Source organism: Acinetobacter sp. UBA6526 (genome assembly GCF_002434875.1).
Classification (GTDB): domain Bacteria; phylum Pseudomonadota; class Gammaproteobacteria; order Pseudomonadales; family Moraxellaceae; genus Acinetobacter; species Acinetobacter venetianus.
This window is the reverse complement of the sequence record NZ_DJLC01000013.1, coordinates 1-20,135: the sequence shown is the minus strand read 5'-3', so window position 1 is coordinate 20,135 and position 20,135 is coordinate 1. Positions and strand designations below refer to the sequence as shown.

The window sequence follows — 20,135 nt, the reverse complement described above, 5'->3', positions numbered from 1 at the left end:
GCTTAATGATGATCATCCCTATCATTGCTGTACTGCTCCTGATTGTGGTGATAAAACTGGCGGTGCTTTCACACCCTCTCCAGCTGGCGTTGCTTGCGCTGCAACAACACGAACAGCTTTGTCTGTTACCACTTTATCGACCAATTTCAATCCAGCATATCCACGACTAGAGCCAATATTTCCTGAGCTATTTCCACTGATCAATCTGAACTTTACTTTAATTGAAAGAGATGGCTCGGCCTTGCTCGTCCACGTCATTTCAAAGCTGCCATTTTGTTCTTTGCGTTGTGCCGCATCAATTAAACGGTTAATCCCATATTCGCCGGGCTCTTCAAAAATCGTATGCGTCGTCCCTTCTAAATCAACAGCCGTGATTCGTGCACCTGGAATCGCTCCCTTATTTGGCCAAACGAAGTTTACCCACTGCTGAATACCATTTTCAAAGACCATCCGCTGACCATCGATATCAATCGTGTAAGACAAATACTGTGGATTTTGTAATGGATAAAATTGGAAATTAGACTGATTTGAAGCAGGCGCAGCAGCAGGCTGATCTAAACTGCCTGTCGCCATCCCATTGATTGGTTCAACATATTGTTGGAAAGCCATAACAAATTGTGGATTTAAACTAATGCCTAAATCTTTCCACGTTTTTGAAGTAAGAACGTATCCTCGGCGTATGACAAATGGATCTAAGGCTTCTTTAACAAATCTTGAAATGCTTCCAGTCTCACCAAAAATTTGAGCTATTTCATTACTTGTTGCTTGTAAAGTAACACCTGAGTTAAAGGGATATTTTTGACTTAAATTCGCTTGGAATGGTTGATAAGCTTGAATACCCCATAGTTTATTTAATTCATCCTGAGTCGGAACAATCAAACTTGCAAATGATTGCGTTAATGGTCCCATCAATAGCTTTTGTAATAATTGCTGATCGGTGTCTTTCAAACCGACCATCATTTTTTCATCAACATATTTCTGAGTTACATTAAAGACTGAGTTTTGATCATTAATGGTTTGTTTCACCAATGTCATCGCGCTCGGCCCAATTTCACCAGCAGTTTTTAAATCATTAAACTTACTACGCACTTGAGCAAGATTGTTCATGTACTCATCAAACAACGATTTATCTTGCAAATCATCCCGCTTACGAACGAGCTGATAGAACATTTGATATTCTTGAGAGATCGCACCTTGCGCTTTATTCACTGCCTGTGCAGCAGCTTTATCATCTGTATTATTTAAAACTTTTCGTTTAAACCATGCCACAAAACCTTTTTCAGGCACAGCAAGTTCAGCTTGTACAATCGGATTATCCCAGTTCGTCTCTATTGCAATCCGTTGTAATAATGCTCGAATTGGCGAGTTTTCAGGTTCACCCAAAACATCAATCGTTTTTACTTGCTGGCTGAATTGATCGGCTTTTGCGTAATAAATACCGTTCAGAAACTTCTTCCACTCAGCTACATATTCTTGCTTATATAATGCAACCAATTGCTTACGAATCTGTTCAGGACTACCAGAGAAAGTCAAATCATCAGATTGATTGCTGTTCAGCACCCAATCCTTACTATTGGTTGGTTTATTTGCGGCATCATCAATCGCTTGTTCTACATATTCATCCCATGCTTTATGAGTAAATACACCTGGTAATGCATAACTTCCCAAAACAATATTACGGTTTTGTTCGCCCACGATTTGACCAACTGTGACTGCTGGGAAGCGTACTGCAGCACGCATTTTGATTTCGTTATAAACACGATCTCGCGCAGGCATACCACGTATGACAGACAATAAAACTTGGCGTGTTTGGTCCACCACTTGTGCATCTGTTTCTAACGTAGGGAAACCTTCTTGATTCGCTAAAGACATCGCATAAGATAAAATTTTCTCAGCATCTTGAATCATCTCACCACGCGGCATATCACCACGATTTGCATCTAACCAAGAGCGCCAGAATCTAGACACCTGATCACTCAAATGACTACTATCCATATATTCAGGATTGCTCAACATAAGATATGCTTTCAAGGCGTTATAGGCATCTTGAGGATTGCTATCTGATGGTTCTAAATATTGTTGGGTCTTGGCAACTTGTTTAATTTCAACATTTGCATGATTGGCTTTGAGCGTTGCCTCATTATTTTTCACACGCTGTAAATACTGTGCAATATTTTGCTGTGTCGGTGTTAAAACAATCTGCTGAACCCCTTTCAGATACTCAGCTTTTAGAGTTTCGCGTAACTGATTACCTTGATATAAACCAAAACTAAATTTTAAAGGGCGATTTGCATCAAATTCATCTAGCTGTTGTAAACGCTCTTGCAAAATCAGTAAAGATTCAAGTTGGGTTGATAATTGTTGTCCAGATGCTTTTTCTAAATGTACAACTTTATCTAAATCCGCCTGTACATCTGCAATCAATTGCTGGTTATTTCGATATGACCATACCCATACGCCCAGAACCAAAGACACACCCACCAAAGCAGCAATAAAAGCAATATAACGCTGACGTTTTTTAGCAGGATTAATATGTTGTTTAACGAGATCCTTATCTCGTAAGATCACATTCGAGAAAAGACCTTGTAAGAAGTAACCATGATTAGGTGTAAGCAAAGAGTTTATTCCATCCTGATCTTGATTTGAAATTTGCTGTAATTGGAATTCTTGGGCAATATTTTCAGTCATTGGACTTTCAATAGCACCTTCCTGTAAAGCACTGGTGAAATAAAAACCACGGAATACAGGCTGGAATTGATAAGGATTTTCTTCGAATAATGTTCCAATAAAACTCTTCAATGCTGGTTTTAGTGTTTTAAACTCCAGTGGAAATGTCATCACGCTTGGTGAAATATTTTGTGAATGACGACGACTCAAATGCGTTGTACTAACACTTTTTAATCCATCGTAAAGAATGCTGTAATGCTTATCGAATAGTTCAACGGCATTATGAGATGAACTTTGCTCATAAGGTAAAGTAGCACCCCAAGCTTGATTGTATTCTTGAGATTCATAGCAATCAAAGAACTCAGTAAAACCAGCAATTAAGTCCATTTTTGAGAAAACTAAATAGACTGGAACCACAACTTCTAATTTTTCAGTCAAATCTTGAATTCGAGCGCGTAAGTTTTTAGCTAGTTTTAATGAACTTTCAGGGCTTTGACTAACCAACTCAGCAATACTGACAATCACAATAAGGCCATTTACGGGTGATTTTGAACGGTTTTTCTTCAAAATATTTAAAAAGCCTAACCATTCAGAATGGTCTTCAGAATAAACGGAATAACGCCCTGCTGTATCCAATAGAATACCTTCTGTTGAAAAGAACCAATCGCAGTTACGCGTTCCACTCAGCCCTGCTGAAACCATTTTTTGATGTGTTTCTTCAAATGGAAACTTCAATCCAGAATTATAAATTGCAGAACTTTTCCCAGCAGCAGGATTACCAATCACCATGTACCAAGGCAATTCGTATAAAGCAGCATTGCCCTTTTTGTCCCCCAATTTAGATTTACGAATCAATTGAATTGATTCTTTCACCTGCTGATTGATCAGTTGCAACTCGGCTTTATCTTTTTGTTGAGCATTTTCTGAGTTGCCTTCTTGCTCTATCGCATTAGCAAGCTCTTCGCCTTGTGCAGCATGGCGTTTTCTTTGTATTAACCAATAAATTCCATAAACAATTAGCCCCAAAGCATAAGTCGCAGCCAACGCCCAAAAGATATGGCGAGGAATAGAAGAATATGAGGAAATAAGCGCCACAAATAATGATAAAGCAATGATTGCCTTAGGATTTGTGATGTACTGCCATAGATAACCTAAAATGATGTACATTGAGTTCTCGAATTCTTAATAAAATTAATCAATCAGCAATTGCTACACTTTCCTGATCTGCTGAGACCTCTGGGAAAGTTTGAAAAAATGCTTTTAAATCTTGACTATAAACAAACGCGACGTATTGATCCGAAAGCTGAGCAGCCAGCAAGACTGCAAAAACTTTTGCGACATTTAACGTATTTCCAACTGCAGGTTTACAGTACAAATAATGATGTTGCTCAACTGAACTTTGTCCAAAAAACTGCTCAAGTCTCTTTACAACTTTGATGTCTGATCCATCTTCAGCAACAAATACAAATGGAGCTTCATCTTGATATTGCGGTAAATCATGGATATCTAACTCTTTAAATATTTGATTTAAATTATTTTGATGAGCAACCAACCTTAAAGTTTTTACAGGCTGGGACTGCTCTATTTCTAGACTTGGATGCGCCACAAAACAACTATTGATAAATTCAGCTGGAATATAGGCATTCGTGTTCCAGCTCTTTTCATCAATAACTTCTTGATCAATTTCAGAATCGACAGCAATCAACCATGAAATCTCATGAGGTTGTTTTTGAATACGATCAAATAATTCAAGTAAATATTGATCAGAGGATTTAGAACTCACAAAGTGATATTCGATATGCAATTTTTGAGGAATGATTTCTAAATCATAAAAAATGGTTTGGATATATTCATTACAATCATGTTCATTCCACGTATGTAGGAGGTCTTCAGACAGTAGGATATGTAAATTGAGTTTGTCTATACGATAAACTTGTTGAACCTGCTGAGGTTCTAGATCTTCTTCACTATCATGCATTGGATCAGTCCAAGCAGGATGCATACGGTATTCATACAGACTTTGGCTTTCATAGAATAAACTTGAAGCTTTTAAATGCTGAGAAACCCGCATGAGGAATTCAGTATTTTGTTCAATTTGATGCTGAAGCAATGCGGTAATACGTTGCTGACGAATTGATAGAAAAGCTTGCTCAGATTCTTCATCATGTTCGAGTTGTTGATCTAAATCAGCAACTCGATAAGATAAAATCGGTAGTCCTTGAAAATTCAAAAGCGCTGTATCAAGTTGCGCGCTAGTAAATTGTTTGATTCCCTCAACAATTGCATCATTTTCACCAAAAGAGTGATAAGCACTCGCAGCAAATACATTCAATGCTATCCATTGGCTAGATTGATTAACTTGCTCTGCATCAACCTTCTGATCACTCCTCTCATCTTGCTGACTCGATGCCTGCTGCTTTTTCTTCTTGCGATGTTGATGAACGCTATAAACGAACCACGGTGAAAGTAAAACAACTGTGATAACAATAGGTAGAAAAATAAAATAATTAATTAAATCAGTAGATTCAGGTTGATATTGTGTGTCACGCCAGTAAAAAATCACAATCAGAGCAACCAATACAAAGCAGCTCATCAAAGTTGCAAGGATTTTCTTAATCATTATGCCGCTCCCAAAAGTGCATAACGAGTTTCCTTGTTATGATGCAATTGTTCTGATGGCATTAGAAATGTACCCTGCCCCAACCCCAACTCATGACTAGAATCAAGACACAGAGGACTGACGTTATCTTTATCTAAAATCAACCGAACATCGATAAATAAAGTTGGGCTGCACCAAGTTTGGATGAGATCTTTTAATTTTTTATTTAATGGTTGGTTTGGTAAAAAAGCTAAATATTTTTCGCGTGATAGTGGGCCAATTTGGATTTCAATCTTGCCATCTATCTGCTCAACCGTATCACCACAAAAAGTATTCACACCAAGTAAACTTGGGTTTGTGCCCCCTAGCGTTGTTTTCTGATCTTCGCCTAACTTAAATTTTTCTTTTATAAATTCCTCAACATTGACTTGTTCATTAAAAACACAGGATAAAACGGTTTTCAAAGCGTGAGCCGTGTTGTTTTGCCCTTGCATCAAACCAGAAAATTCAGCGAAATATTCATCTAAATCATGTTGTTGATGCTGAGCACGAACATAGCCATTCAAAGCATGCAAGATATCAAGATAATGATTTTCTTGTTCTACTTCATAACGGATAGGTAAATTATAAGTAAGACTAGCATCTACGTATTTAGCGGTGAGATTATGGTTAAATAAACCAAGAAATTCTTTAATCTCAAGTCGTTGTTGTCTTGAACTTTGCTTTATCTTATTGGTATATGTATATGGCAAAGCTCCTTGTGTTCCTGTTAAACCGACAATCAAATTAGTCAAATGAATACGATCATCTTGATAACTTAATTCTTCAATTTCTGTCGCAGGAAAACTTAAGCTAAAAGAAGTGTCGAACTTAAAATCAGTCGACCAATTTTTTACGCTACTGCTATTGGGCACATGACGCAATAATCGTGTTGACTGAATAAACTCAAATGTACTCGATCGATTAAAAACCTGATCAACTACAGAAGCGTCTTGCCACCAACGTTCTGAACGCATTGGTACATCTCCTGTTGATGAATACTGTCTTTAACCACGACATCGACGAAACTATTGATTTGGACTTTTAGATTAAAAATATGACTTAATAATTGAATGAAAATATATAAGCTATGTCCTCTAAATACACTGCTATTCACAGTCAATTCAGCTTGAACACCTCGAATAAACATTGGAAAAGGCTTTGCATGAACGAGCTTATTCGTTATCGAGAAACTCAGACTTTTAAGCGCATCAATTAACAAAATATTTTCTTTGGAATGTGGCAAGTTATACAAAGCAAGCAACTCTTTAACATGACTCAATGCATCCCCTTTCATCAAAGCCAAAGTATTCAAAGACAAATGTGAAATGATGCGCCACTGTTCATTTTTATTTTGATCAAAATAAAATGGCGATGTCGGGCGCTTTAAAATCAGAGCACGTCTTGCCAGACTACTATCATTCAGATTTAGAATATTATTACTTTGACTCAAAGCTTCATGTGGTAAATCACCATTCGAGCAAAGTAATTTCGTACTAATAAAATCTGATTTTATTTCATAGGGTTTTAGGTCTTTTGAAATGATTGAATATCCCATTTGCTTATGTTTGTTTTGGGAGGATAAGTAATTCAATGAATAGAAAAATTGTACTTTGTCATTGTGATAATGACTCATTGCAAAAAAAGGTAATACAGGAAGATGAGTCTGCTCCTGATTTGTCTTTTCTCGTACCATATTCATTTCAACAACTGAGTAAACATGGTAAAGATCAGGATGATGAGCATCTGTAATCAGTGGATATTGCAATTGTGTATAAGAAATTTTTTGTGGTTCAGCCTGCTTTTCAAATAAATTAATCGCAGGTGTAGTAAATAATTTGAAGTTTGCGACATTCAATTCGGAGTAATTACGAACAACGGCTTGATCATTTAAATTGAGCTTAAGATGAATCAAGATTTCAAAATGATTGCTATTCCCTACCAGTGCCTTGAGTTGGCTTAGATCTAAGTTTAAATAATTAAACTTCTCTGGGAAGCAAAAATACTCCATCAATAAACGATAAGCATGGTGGGTATGCTGATCAACAGGCAACAAACTTTCTTGCTCAGTAAAGCCCATCACTTCAAAAGGATTATCAATTTGGACTAGCCGCTGCCCGACACGAACTGAAAAACCAGTCTCTTTGCGAAAAATACTATCTAAAACCTGCAATGGGAAATTAGAAATCGCATCTAAATAAATCGGTAACTTTTCGTCTAAAACCCAATTCTGCGCATCATTAAAGATTTCAAATTTTAAGCTAAGTGATGCATTTTGATTTAAATGCATATGGCTACTTGGAGACGTTAAAAACTCTAATCCTGAAAGTGTAATCGGCAATAATCGAACAGCATTCGTACTATTAAATTCACACTGAACTCCTTTAAAACTTCGAGATTTCAATGCAGTTTTTTGAGGAATGATATGTGCTGTTGTAAGTTGCTTAATTTTATTTATATCTTCAAAACTAACCACTGTACATGCGGGGAAATGGCGTAAATATTGAGGAAACATAACCTCAAATAAAGAATGGGTAAAAACGTCATAACTATCCGCTAATTTTTTATCAATACGTGCGGCAATAAGTGAAAAAGCTTGAATAAGCCGCTCAATATGTGGGTCGTCAATTTGTTCTTGGTTTAATGACAAACGTTGCGCAATTTTGGGATATTTCTGCGCAAACTCTCTAGATTGCTGACCAAATTCTTGTAATTGTTTTTCATAATACGGTAAAAGTTGTTCTATCACGGTACGCTCACACTAAGTTCTAGCAGAAATAACATACTGCTGTGTTGTCGGTTTCAGTAAAGCGTCGAAAAAAACAGGTTCGTATAATGGATGAATGTTTAAGTAAGCTTGAATACTTAAACATAGTGATCCCATATTGTGACCATCTAATAACATCTCAACTTTGATCTGACGTAACCGTGGTTCATGCGCAGCGATAGACTGTTCGATAGACTGACAAATTTTATCTCGATCCAAAGGGTTCGCTGTTGAGAGTCCTACGAAATCAATAATTCCAAACTGCAAAATAGATTGTTTTGCCAATGGATAGTCATCCATGTCTTCATCAAACTGTGCAATACGACTATTAAGTAAATCCTCTAAATCACGAGCAACAGATTCTCGTAATTGCTGAATAGATAAACCTCTTAGATAGTCTTCATGCTCAGGAACTAAACGATCAAATAGTGTTGATCGAAATCCGTAGGGATATAAATGATCTAGATTCATGTCACAAAACAAAATATGGGAGAAATAGAGGCTAATGAATAATTAACCTCTATTAGAAAATCACTATAACTATTATGCAGCGTATGAAGCTGTGTTATTAGAAAGTGACCATTTCTTAGTAACAGCACCTTTCGCAGTACCGTTAATATCTTGTTGATTATATGTCCACTCAACAGCAGCATATTTCAAACCAAATGCTTCTGTTGGTACACCTTCTTCATTTACAGTTGGCGTTACGCTTGATACAAGCACATGCTTCAATTTGATTTGTAAGTACTTGATGCGCTTATCACCATTTGCACGGTAAAAATCGATTTGTACTTCATCAAATGTATAACCAGCAGAACATGCTTCCCAAAGTTTAGGACTTGTAGCATCTAAATCTTTAACGAAGATCATGTCTGAGTGTTCAACACGTTCAGCAGTATGGCCACCAACACTACTCGAAGTAGCAGATTTTGGTTGGCGGATGTTGTGCGACCAAGAGTTAACTTCTAGCCAACCTTTGTGCTCAGAGTCACGAGACTCACCATCCACTTTATATTTGCCGCGAAACTCAACGTATATATCTTTCATTTAAAAATTACCTCTATTTATTTAAAGTTATTATCTAGCTGATCTCATTTTTAATTTGAGGACTGCGGTAGTTCAGTCACGAGTCGCAAAGATACGGACAACTCATCCAGCTGGAAATGCGGTCTTAAAAAGACCACTGATTTGTAGTGACCTGGTTGAGCAGGATCTTCTACAACTTTTACTGATGCTTCACGAAGTGGGTATTGCGCCTTCGCCTCTTGAGAAGCACCATCATCAAGCAATACATATTGAGAAAGCCATTCATTCAAAAAGGCTTCAACATTTCCTGCTGATGCAAAACTTCCTACTTTGTCACGCATCATTGCTTTTAAGTAATGAGCAATCCTTGACACTGCCATGATGTACTGAATTTGACTTGAAAGTGCTGAGTTCGCATTTGCGGTATCGTTATCATATTTCTTCGGTTTTTGGGTAGATTGGGCACCAAAGAAAGCGGCATAGTCAGTATTTTTACAATGCACCAATGGAATAAAACCAAGATCACTGAGCTCTTTTTCACGACGGTCAGTAATTGCAATTTCAGTTGGGCACTTAAATACCACTTCACCGTCTGAAGTTTTGAATGTGTGAACAGGAAGTCCTTCAACTAAACCACCACCTTCAACACCACGAATCGCAGCACACCAACCATGCGAATCAAATGCATTGGTTAAACGTGTACCAAATGCATAAGCAGCATTCATCCAAAGATAATCATGATGATTTTCACCAGAAACATCTTCAGCAAAGTTGAAGCCTTCTGTCGCAGTTCCTTCTTTTGGATGGTACGGCAAACGACCTAAAACATGTGGCATAGTCAAAGCAACATAGCGAGAGTCTTCACTATCACGGAAAGATCGCCATTGAACATATTCAGCAGTTTCAAAAATTTTAGATACGTCACGAGGTCGGTCGATATCAGTAAACGATTCAAGACCTAAAATACTTGGGCTGGCTGCTGAAATAAATGGCGCGTGAGCTGCTGCGGCAACATGCGATACTTGTTCTAATAAATACATGTCAGATGGCGTACGATCAAATTCGAAATCACCAATCAATGCAGAGTATGGCGCACCACCAAATGAACCATATTCTTCTTCATAAATCTTTTTGAACAATGTGCTTTGATCAAAATCCGTTGCACCTTGAAAGTCCTTAACCAATTCTTTTTTCGTCGTATTTAACATACGAATTTTGATCATTGGATTAGATGGTGTTTCTTGGCAGAAATAATAAAGACCACGCCAAGTAGACTCAATTTTTTGAAATTGTTCGTGATGCATAATTTGACTTAATTGATTTGAAATCAATGCATCAATTTCAGCAATACGTTTATCAATCGACAAAGTCATATTTTCAGAAACAGTGATTGTTCCTGCCATCACTTCTTTAGCTAACTCACCAATTAAACTTTTAGCGCGAACATGCTCATCATCATTACGTGCGATGCGACTTTGCTCAACGATTGAATCTAATAAATTATTAGAATCTGCGGCTACTGCTGTTGCAGCTAAGGCTTGTGCATTACTCATTTTCAGCCTCCGCACTTAATTGACGTACTTGATCTGTATTTTGTAAGACCTCATCCAACAAATCTTCTAGACGCTCACTGTTAGAGATTTTGTTACGAAGATCTGTTAAACGTTCACGTGCAGCAACTAATTTGCGTAATGGATCAACCTGCTGAACAACTTGCTCAGGTCTAAAATCTTCCATTGAGTTGAATGTCAAATCCACTGACATGCGACCACCTTCCTCAGTCAAAGTATTATCGACTTGAAAAGCAGCTCTTGGTGCTAAAGACTCCATAACTTCATCAATATTATCTAAATCAACATTGATAAATTTTTTATCTTTTAATTTGGTTTTTTCTAATTCAGAAGCCGCAGAGAAATCACCCATTACACCAACAACAAAAGGTAATTCTTTTGACTCTTTTCCATCCCCAACTTCAACATCATATGTTAGCTGGACGCGTGGTGGTCGAATGCGTTGCAGTTTCTTCTGTACACTTTCTCTTTTCGCCATAACTCTATACCTCTGATTGTTATTTCAACGAATCGAATGGATTCGAACCTGTCTTTTGAACAGTATTTGGTTGTTTAGAAACAGTTGGGGTCACTGTTGTTTGACGTTTCGTAGTCGTGTTGACCTGATTTACTGTTTTTCGGGTTGATTGTGTAGTCCGAGTTTTCTGCCTATTGGAGGTACGGCGAGAATTCGTAGTTTGCTGAATTTCTTTTTGAAGTGACTCATCCGTAATTGCTTTACTTGTCGATGTATCTGGTGCCGGAATTGCACTGCGAATATTGTCACTCAATTGCTTTGCAGGCGGATAAGTTGAGTCATTACTGAGATAACGCATTTCTTCAGAACGCATATGCTTTAAAGCATTATTTGCAATTTCTACACTGGCAAGAAAAGTTACATCTGTGAGTGTCGCGCCTCGCACGTTTTGTTGTTGCAATTGATTTGCTAACTGCAATGCATTCATGGGTTGCTTTAACTGATACATACGCATGGCCGCTTGAGCTAACAAATCATTAACTCGCGAAGCATTGTCTTTATCACACACCTGTTGGTAAATATTTAATAACTCTTGATCCGTCTGATTCGCAGCTAATGGGTTGTGTCTAATACACTTACTTTTTAATTTAATTGGCTTAATTTCTTGATCTCCAGCATAAACAGAGCTGTCTACTAGACAAATCGTTATACAAAGAGTTGATATTAAAATACCTTTTTTCAAAATATGCCTCATCATTATTTAGTTTATAATTGAAGAGTGGACAATTATTGTTAAAAAACCCTCTTACTCGTCAATTTTTATACACACAGAACATTTCGGCGAATTTAACAAAAAAATCACACAGAAAGTCAATACTAATTACGTTTATTAACATTATTATTTTTTGATAGAATTTTTTTTAATAATTCTGATGCAATTTTTGTTTAAAAGTGACAATTTTTGTAGTAGAATAATCTGTATACCTTTGCAAGGTTTAGATAAGTTTTTGATTTTATTCAAAAAATATATATTCAACATAACAAACATATCAAGTCAAAATTTATGAACTAGTGCTTGGTATTCGAAAAACTTGTGAGTCTTAAATGAGTAACCTTAAGGTTTTAATTACAAAACTATCCCAACCTACTCGTTCAGCTTTAGAAAAATCTGCAAATTATTGTATTAACCAATTGAATTATGAAATAGAAATAGAACATTTATTTGTAGAATTATTAAATCAAAAAGAACCCAATGATTTACTTATTTTATTAAAGAAAAATAATATATCTTACGAAGCATTAATTAATAATTTAAAAGAAACCATTCTATCCTTACCCAAAGGAAATACTAGAACCCCTATTTTTGCAAAATCTATCGTTAAATTATTTGAACAAGCATGGTTATTAGCCTCTGCGGAACAAACACCTATCATTCGCAGCGGCCACTTGCTTGTTGCATTACTAACTGCACCTGATTTGCAACAAATTGCCGCGAGAGCTTCAAGTTTATTTGAGCTATTCCCAATAGATACAATGAAACACAAGTTCCTTGATATTTGTGAACAAAGTAGCGAACAAACCCAAATAGAAAATAGCCTTTCAATAGATGGGCAACAGAATAAATCTCAAAATGCTCCGATCCCTGTTAAGACGCCAGCCCTAGATCAGTACACAATCAATTTGACCGAAAAAGCGCAAAAGGGATTGATTGATCCAGTGATTGGTCGTGAATTCGAAATTCGTTTAATGCTAGATATTTTGATGCGTCGTCGTCAAAACAATCCAATTTTGACAGGTGAACCGGGCGTAGGAAAAACGGCTGTTGTGGAAGGCTTAGCTTTAAAAATTGCTCAAGGTCTGGTTCCAGATGCACTCAAGAATGTACATATCCATGTTTTAGATATGGGATTATTACAAGCAGGCGCTAGCGTAAAGGGTGAATTTGAAAACCGATTAAAACAAGTGATTCAAGAAGTTCAAGCATCAACACATCCTATTATTTTATTTATTGACGAAGCGCACACATTAATCGGTGCTGGTGGTCAAGCGGGACAAAATGATGCTGCAAATCTACTTAAGCCTGCTTTAGCACGTGGTGAGTTAAGAACGATTGCCGCAACAACTTGGGCTGAATATAAACAATACTTCGAAAAAGATGCGGCACTTAGCCGTAGATTCCAAGTTGTCAAAGTTGAAGAACCCACAGAAGAAGTTGCTATTGATATGCTACGTGCCATGATCCCAGTCATGCAAAATCATTTCAATTTACATATTGATGATCAAGCAATAATTACTGCGGTTCAAGCCTCTCATCGTTACATTAGTGGTCGACAACTTCCAGACAAAGCAGTTAGCGTATTAGATACGGCAGCAGCCCGTGTTGCATTAACCCAGAATGCTCAGCCAGTTCTTTTGGATCAACTTAAAGCACAGCAACACAACCTAAACCTTGAGCAACAGATTTTAATTCAAGAACATCAGCATTTCCCAATTCATCATGAACGATTAGAGTCACTTAAACAGCAACTTGCGACTTTAGATCAAGATATTCAGGCAACAGAGGAAAAATGGCAGCAAGAATTAAAACTTGTACAAGAAATTAATCAACTAAATACTCAATCTGAGGATGAATCAGCACATTCTAAAATTGAGGCTTTAAGGACAGAATTAGAGCAACTGCAAGGCCAAGCACCATTGGTATTTGAACGTGTAAATGCACGTATCATTAATGAAATTATTTCTGACTGGACTGGTATACCTGTTGGAAATATGGTCAATGATGAAATTAAGCAGATTTTAACCCTTGAAGATAAATTAGCAGAACGAGTTATGGGGCAAGACTATGCCCTGTCACAACTCGTACAGGGAATCAAAACTTCTAAAGCAAAATTAGAAGATCCAAATAAACCACAAGGTGTTTTTTTGCTGGTTGGTCCAAGTGGTGTAGGTAAGACAGAAACTGCGCTCGCGCTTGCAAATGAACTGTATGGTGGTGAACAACATTTGATTACGATCAATATGTCTGAATATCAAGAAGCACATACTGTTTCATCTTTAAAAGGTGCGCCTCCAGGTTATGTCGGTTATGGACAAGGTGGTGTCTTAACTGAAGCTGTGCGCCGAAACCCATATAGCGTGGTTCTATTAGATGAAATAGAAAAAGCACATAGTGATGTTCAAGAACTTTTTTATCAGGTCTTTGATAAAGGTATGCTTGAAGATGGTGAAGGTCGTATTATTGATTTCAAAAATACCACGATCTTGTTGACCTCAAATACTGGTTCAAGCGCGATTATGCAAGCCTGTTTAAACCAGCCTGTTGAAGATTGGCCAAATGCCGAGGATCTGATTGAGCATCTAAAACCAAGTTTATATAAGCAATTTAAACCTGCTTTTATTGGACGTATGCGAGTTGTTCCATACTTTCCATTACATGATGACCTACTTGTTCGAATCATTAAACATAAACTTGGCAAAATTATTCAACGTATTGAAAACCAATATGCAACGGCTGTTGAATATTCTGATGACCTCATCGAATTACTTTTAAGTCGTTGTACTGAAGTTGATAGTGGCGCACGTAATGTCGATAACATTTTGAATTCAAGTGTATTACCTTCTCTCGCGACTGAGATTTTAGTGGCATTAGCTGAACATAAACTCCCTAAACGTATCGTAATTGATGTTAAAGATGATGATATTAGCTATCAATTAGATCCAGCAGAGAAAGTCACTAAAAAGCGCACTAGTAAGAAAACTAAAGCTGATGTTTAGTAATTTAAAGATTGAGTCAACATTGTTATGTACATGGATATATCATCTCTCCTCACCCCAATTTACGAACAAGCGCCGTGTGGTGAGGATTTTTCTTTTTCCAATGAGTTTCATGCAATTAAAAAAGCAAAAACTCAAGATGACCTACTGTTAGATCAAGGTGATTGGGTCACTGAACCCAAACAAGCAGATTGGGATTTTGTCGCATCTACTTCAGTCGATTTACTTCAATCCAAAAGTAAAGATATTCGTTTACTTACTTGGCTCTCTGAAGCTTGGTCCAATCTTTATGGTTTTGAAGGGATCTCGAAAAGTCTTGAATTAAGTCATCAACTCCTTGAGCAATATTGGTTAAGCATACATCCAGAAGTAGAAGATGATGACTTAGATCAACGCATAGGTTTATTACAAGGCTTAATTAATCAACTTCCTTTATTAATTAAGAAAGTCCCGTTAATCAATCAAGCTCCTTTCTATCATCTTTTAGATTATGACAACTTTCTCTATCATGAAAATATTCGTCGCAAACAGAGCGATGAATATGAGAGTTCACAAAATTCAACAGAGTTAGAATTATTTGAACAAGCTGTATCGAATACCGATAAAAATTTTGTTATCAAAAACTACCAATATTTTAATGAAATACTCCAGCAATGGTCTGTTTTAAAACAAGTATTGGATGACTTATTAGGCTTAGACTCACCAAGTTTTGCTTCAATAGATTCAAATTTAGATAACATTCATATCAGTCTGAAAAAAATTTATAAAACAGAGAACTTTGTGCAAACCTCTCAGCAACACACAACTGTGACTGAAACAATAATAGCACCGACAACAACCGAAATATTGACGCAACAAAGCATTCCTCAAAACCAAATGTCTTTTCAGCCTCAAGTTCAATCCCACATTGAGAATCGTGAACAAGCAATGCGAGTGTTACAGGACATTGCAACTTACTTTGAGAAAAATGAACCTCATAGCCCTGTTAGCTATATGCTGCAAAAAACAATCAAATGGAGTCAAATGCCACTTCATGAATGGTTAACACATGTAATTAAGGACGAACATCCACTGCAAATGTTGCAAGACACATTAGGTGTTCAACCAAAGAATGAATATGAATAAAGATTGGTAAGTAAAGATGTTTAAAGCAGAAAAAGTATTGTGGGGTGAAGGATTATTTTTACGCCCTCAACATTTCCAGATCCAAGATACCTATCATGAGCAGCGTTTGAATCATACTGTTCGAGCAATGATTCCTCATGCTTATGGCGTACAGAAACTAAAATTTGATTCAATACAACTTTCTACACACGTACTTGCTTTAGAAGATGTCGAAATTATTTGGCAGGACGGTGAAATCTACCACGCCCCTGCCCAAGATCTGTTACCTGAACCACTTTTACTAGACGATTTAAATCTTCTGGGTGAAATGATCGTTTATTTGGCTTTGCCAATGTTACAAGCAAACAAAAAGAATATTGCAGATGACACTCGAACCGTATCAAGCCGTTATCATAATTATTTAACGGAAACCCATGATTTATTTACAGACGCAAGTCCTGCAGAACTCAATTTATTACGCCGTAGAGCTGAATTCAAATTACTCGAACCACATATTCAACCCAGCCAAAATTTGGATGGTTTCTTATATTTAGCGATTGGCAAATTAAAACGTCAAAGTTCTGGCAGCTTTGAACTTGATCAAAAATTTATTCCACCCATTTTACATATTGCAGCTTCAGAGTCTCTAACTGGAAATCTAAAACGTACGCTGAATGTCATTAAGGCAAAAATTAAAACGATCCAAAGTAATAATCGTGAGAATGAACAAAAGCTGATTGAGTTCCGTTCTGGTGATATTGTCTCTTTCTGGTTAATTAATGCCTTAAATACCGCTTATGCAGGTTTAAATCATCTTCAACAATATCCATTGGTGCATCCTGAACGTTTATTCGCTGAATTGCTGAGACTTGCAGGTTCACTGCTGACATTTTCCACTGCTTATGATGTTGATCATTTACCACATTACCAACATCAACAGCTGCAAGACAGCTTTCAAAAACTGGATATTATTTTAAGAGACTTGTTAGACACTATTATTTCAAGTCGTTATTTCAATATTGCATTAAAAGAAACTCGACCATCTTATTGGGTCGGTAGTCTTGAGTCAGACAAAATTACCCGAGATACACGGTTATATATTGCTGTTTCAAGCAGCATGATGCAAACCCATGAACTTATTCAAATCGTTCCTTTACGCTTTAAAGTTGGCAGTACCATTGACGTGGAGCAAAGGGTTATTGCTGCACTTCCAGCTGTACCAATTCATCACTTAATGCAAGTTCCTACCGCAATTCCTGTGCGTTCTGGAGTGAGCTATTTTGAAATTGAGCCACATCATGAACTGTATCAACGAATGCTTGAATCAGAAACGATTTGTGTCTATGTCCCTGCGGGCTTTCAAGACATTAGCATTGAACTGATTGCTGTAATGAATACCTAAGAGAATAGCAATGACGCAACATCCTACAGGCATCCCGTCTTTATTTGATGATGGTAAAATTGGTTCAGGACTTCCAAGTTCTGATCACACGCAAAATAAAATTCAAGCAACGAATTTAATTGATTTATTGCATGATGGCTTTTACCTCGTCTTCTTGCTCCGAAACAAATATATTCCTTCAAATCCAAATGATTTTCGTGAAAAGATTTTGGATTTACTCAATCGCTTCGAACAACAAGCAAAACGATTACAATTCCCTGCTGATGATATTCACGATGCAAAATATGCCTTTTGTGCTTTAATCGATGAAACTATCGCGACACAACAAGATGCCGCTTACTTTAATCTGCAAAACACATGGTTAATTAGCCCATTGCAGCTTAGTTTGTTTGGCTCACAACTGGCAGGCTATCGTTTTTTTGAAATTCTCGAACAACTCCGTAGTCGAGGAAAAGAACGTTTAGCATCGCTAGAAGTTTTTCACTACTGTTTACTTCTTGGTTTTCAAGGTAAGTATCGTTTGGAATCAGTGGAAAGTCTAAACCATCTAGTTGCTCGTGTCGGTGATGAAATTGATTATTTAAAAGGGAAAAAAGCCGCTTTCTCACCTTTTGCTGCGATCCCTGATCAAATTAAAAATATTATCCATCATGAGTTACCATTTTTGTGGATTTTGATCTTCTTATTAATATTCAGTGTACTGACATTTTTAGGACTGAGATTTATGTTGTCAAAACAAAATCAAAGTGCTTTATCGCCTTATCAGAATGTTATTTCAGCACCAGCTGAAGAAGCACATATCACCATCCATTTACCTTAGTTGATAGCGCATGATTCAGGAAAAACCAACTTCTTTACGCTTATTACAAACCAATAAGAAAAAAAGTCTATCTCCTATCGTTTATGTTTTGATTGGATTTATTTCAGGTGTAGCTTGTACTTTATTGATTGGCTTTGTTTTCTTTATGACGCAACAGAAAAACAAAACAGAAGTAGATAATGTCCAAACGGAGCAAGAACATTCTGCATTACCAGTTGAAACGCAAAAAGAATTATCAAAAGAAATTGTTGTAACCCCAACTCATGATGATGCTATAGGAGCAGAAGAGGACAATAATCTCGTACAACCTGGCAGTAATGACTTAAATAAGTTCTTCCAGCATGCACCAGCAGTACCTACCGCCCCAACAGAACAAAGGAGCTCTCCATTTGCAAATGAACCAAATAAAAAAGTAGCACATCCACCTTTAGTTGTTAAATCAACTACGACAGCAAACAGAACAACCTTACCGCAAAATAACAATATTTCGAAACCTGTCCAAACAAACGAACCTAAATCACAAGTTACCGAACCAGAAGTTGAAGCACCTCAAGCAACAGTTCAAATTAAAGTGACGCAAAAACCTTTTACAGTGAACGAACTCCATTAAACAATGATTTGGTTTATTGCAATCTGCTTCATAAGTGTCGTCATTACACTAATACTATTAATGTCACACGAATTGCGTTTTAAAGTTAAGCAAAGTTTGCTGTCTTTAATTCCTGATAGTAAGAAGCGATTAGCAAATGCAATGCAGTTTGCTGAAAATATGCATCAAGCGGCATCTCCTTCACGAATCCAGTCGGATTGGCATTTACAACAATGGTGGATCTTAATTGCAGGTTTCTTTTTATTTTCTAGTATTCTGATCTTTGCATTTACACGGCCGATTGATTCTACTCGAATCGAAGCAGAATATTTGAAGGAAACTGATCCGCAAATATATGCGTTACTCGATGGAGAAATACTCAGTCCTCCACCAGAAGTAGATGAAACACTAGTTCAAGATGCAATTGTTGAAGCAACTCGATTAGAGCAAGCATATCAGGCTCAACATAATATGAGCATTGATGCATCTCAAATCGAGATTCCAATAACACACTCACATGGCAGTTTAGACTCGCCTCTTGTTGATCGTAAATGGGATAAAATTAATCCTCGTTATAAACAACGTCTACTTATGGTCTTTAAAATCATGAAGGAACAACATGGGTATGACCTTGTGTTACTGGAAGGTTATCGCAGCCCAAGTCGACAAAACATGCTAGCAGGCAATCCAAATACAACACGTGCTAAAGGTTATCAAAGCTATCACCAGTTTGGGCTTGCTGCCGATGTCGCATTTAGACGCAATGGAAAAATTGTGATTACGGAACGAGATCCTTGGGCAATGCGCGGCTATCAACTTTATGGGGAAGTTGCAGAATCTGTAGGATTGACTTGGGGTGGCCGTTGGAAGTCAATCAAAGACTATGGTCACACTGAATATAGAATGCCTGGTTTAAGAAAAACCAAAGAAATGGCAGAGCAACTTATTGCCGAAGGCCAGTTAACAGCAAGTCAATCTTAGCTTGTGTTTTAAATAAAAAATTAAGGCTTGTAGTTCATCAAGTATTTAAAAATATATCTATCTAAACTTATGTAAATAGATATATTGCACAAATAGTTAGCTATCAATCTTATCAAACTGACGATCAACCAGACTCAATCGACCACGTACAACATCTGACAACATACGCCAATCTGAAATAAAGCTGTAAAGCGGTTGCTTGAAACTTGCTGGCTTATTATGTTCAAAGAAGAAATGCCCCACCCATGCACAAGCGTAACCAGATAATAAACCATAAGCCAAATATTTTGCCTTGCGTTGGCGGATTGCTTTACTCCAGAAATACAAACCGATCGAACT

The 20,135-nt window shown here is 37.0% G+C and carries 16 protein-coding genes; 6 read left to right on the top strand and 10 right to left on the bottom strand.

The window, feature by feature from the left end:
• Positions 1–21 precede the first annotated feature (21 nt).
• The 9 genes from tssM to B4237_RS00810 form a co-directional block, all read right to left on the bottom strand.
• Entirely contained in the window at positions 22–3,834 is a 3,813-nt protein-coding gene (tssM, locus tag B4237_RS00850; RefSeq protein WP_278595502.1) for a type VI secretion system membrane subunit TssM, read from the bottom strand.
• Positions 3,835–3,862: 28 nt separating this feature from the next.
• Positions 3,863–5,287 carry a hypothetical protein gene (locus B4237_RS00845; protein WP_278595503.1) on the bottom strand — a complete coding sequence of 475 codons (1,425 nt, stop codon included), beginning with the start codon at positions 5,285–5,287 and terminating at the stop codon, positions 3,863–3,865.
• Positions 5,287–6,282, bottom strand: a complete 996-nt coding sequence (gene tssG, locus B4237_RS00840; RefSeq protein WP_278595504.1) for a type VI secretion system baseplate subunit TssG — start codon at positions 6,280–6,282, stop codon at positions 5,287–5,289. The genes B4237_RS00845 and tssG overlap by 1 nt, the downstream gene beginning before the upstream one ends.
• Positions 6,246–8,054: a type VI secretion system baseplate subunit TssF gene (tssF, locus tag B4237_RS00835; protein WP_278595505.1), complete on the bottom strand. Its 1,809-nt coding sequence runs from the start codon at positions 8,052–8,054 to the stop codon at positions 6,246–6,248. Before tssF ends, tssG begins: the two co-directional genes overlap by 37 nt.
• A 12-nt stretch (positions 8,055–8,066) precedes the next feature.
• Complete coding sequence (gene tssE / locus B4237_RS00830; protein ID WP_007481642.1) at positions 8,067–8,543, bottom strand: type VI secretion system baseplate subunit TssE; 477 nt, start codon at positions 8,541–8,543, stop codon at positions 8,067–8,069.
• Between the two features lie 72 nt (positions 8,544–8,615).
• Complete coding sequence (locus B4237_RS00825) at positions 8,616–9,119, bottom strand: Hcp family type VI secretion system effector (protein ID WP_007481644.1); 504 nt, start codon at positions 9,117–9,119, stop codon at positions 8,616–8,618.
• A 50-nt stretch (positions 9,120–9,169) separates the two neighbouring features.
• On the bottom strand, positions 9,170–10,651 hold the full coding sequence (tssC, locus tag B4237_RS00820; RefSeq protein ID WP_007481645.1) for a type VI secretion system contractile sheath large subunit: 1,482 nt from the start codon (positions 10,649–10,651) through the stop codon (positions 9,170–9,172).
• Complete coding sequence (tssB, locus tag B4237_RS00815; protein ID WP_019383967.1) at positions 10,644–11,147, bottom strand: type VI secretion system contractile sheath small subunit; 504 nt, start codon at positions 11,145–11,147, stop codon at positions 10,644–10,646. The genes tssC and tssB overlap by 8 nt, the downstream gene beginning before the upstream one ends.
• Positions 11,148–11,166: 19 nt before the next feature.
• Positions 11,167–11,868, bottom strand: coding sequence for a hypothetical protein (locus tag B4237_RS00810; protein ID WP_007481649.1), 702 nt, complete (start codon positions 11,866–11,868; stop codon positions 11,167–11,169).
• A 362-nt stretch (positions 11,869–12,230) separates the two neighbouring features.
• Here B4237_RS00810 and tssH point away from each other — a divergent pair, with 362 nt between their 5' ends.
• From tssH to B4237_RS00780, 6 genes are read left to right on the top strand one after another with little or no spacing between them, the layout of a single operon-like run.
• Positions 12,231–14,900 carry a type VI secretion system ATPase TssH gene (gene tssH, locus B4237_RS00805; protein WP_278595506.1) on the top strand — a complete coding sequence of 890 codons (2,670 nt, stop codon included), beginning with the start codon at positions 12,231–12,233 and terminating at the stop codon, positions 14,898–14,900.
• Between the two features lie 27 nt (positions 14,901–14,927).
• Entirely contained in the window at positions 14,928–16,025 is a 1,098-nt protein-coding gene (gene tssA, locus B4237_RS00800) for a type VI secretion system protein TssA (RefSeq protein WP_061517778.1), read from the top strand.
• 16 nt (positions 16,026–16,041) lie between these two features.
• Entirely contained in the window at positions 16,042–17,406 is a 1,365-nt protein-coding gene (gene tssK, locus B4237_RS00795) for a type VI secretion system baseplate subunit TssK (RefSeq protein WP_061517779.1), read from the top strand.
• Positions 17,407–17,416: 10 nt separating this feature from the next.
• Positions 17,417–18,226: a type IVB secretion system protein IcmH/DotU gene (icmH, locus tag B4237_RS00790; RefSeq protein ID WP_278595507.1), complete on the top strand. Its 810-nt coding sequence runs from the start codon at positions 17,417–17,419 to the stop codon at positions 18,224–18,226.
• A 10-nt stretch (positions 18,227–18,236) separates the two neighbouring features.
• A complete protein-coding gene (locus B4237_RS00785; RefSeq protein ID WP_278595508.1) occupies positions 18,237–18,836 on the top strand; it encodes a hypothetical protein in 600 nt (199 codons plus the stop codon).
• 3 nt (positions 18,837–18,839) lie between these two features.
• The gene (locus tag B4237_RS00780; RefSeq protein ID WP_278595509.1) at positions 18,840–19,796 is read left to right on the top strand and encodes a M15 family metallopeptidase; all 957 of its coding nucleotides are present in this window, start codon (positions 18,840–18,842) and stop codon (positions 19,794–19,796) included.
• A 96-nt stretch (positions 19,797–19,892) separates the two neighbouring features.
• Here the strand turns inward: B4237_RS00780 and B4237_RS00775 are convergent.
• A partial coding sequence (locus B4237_RS00775; RefSeq protein WP_286940797.1) for a DUF962 domain-containing protein occupies positions 19,893–20,135 on the bottom strand: 243 nt, incomplete at its 5' end.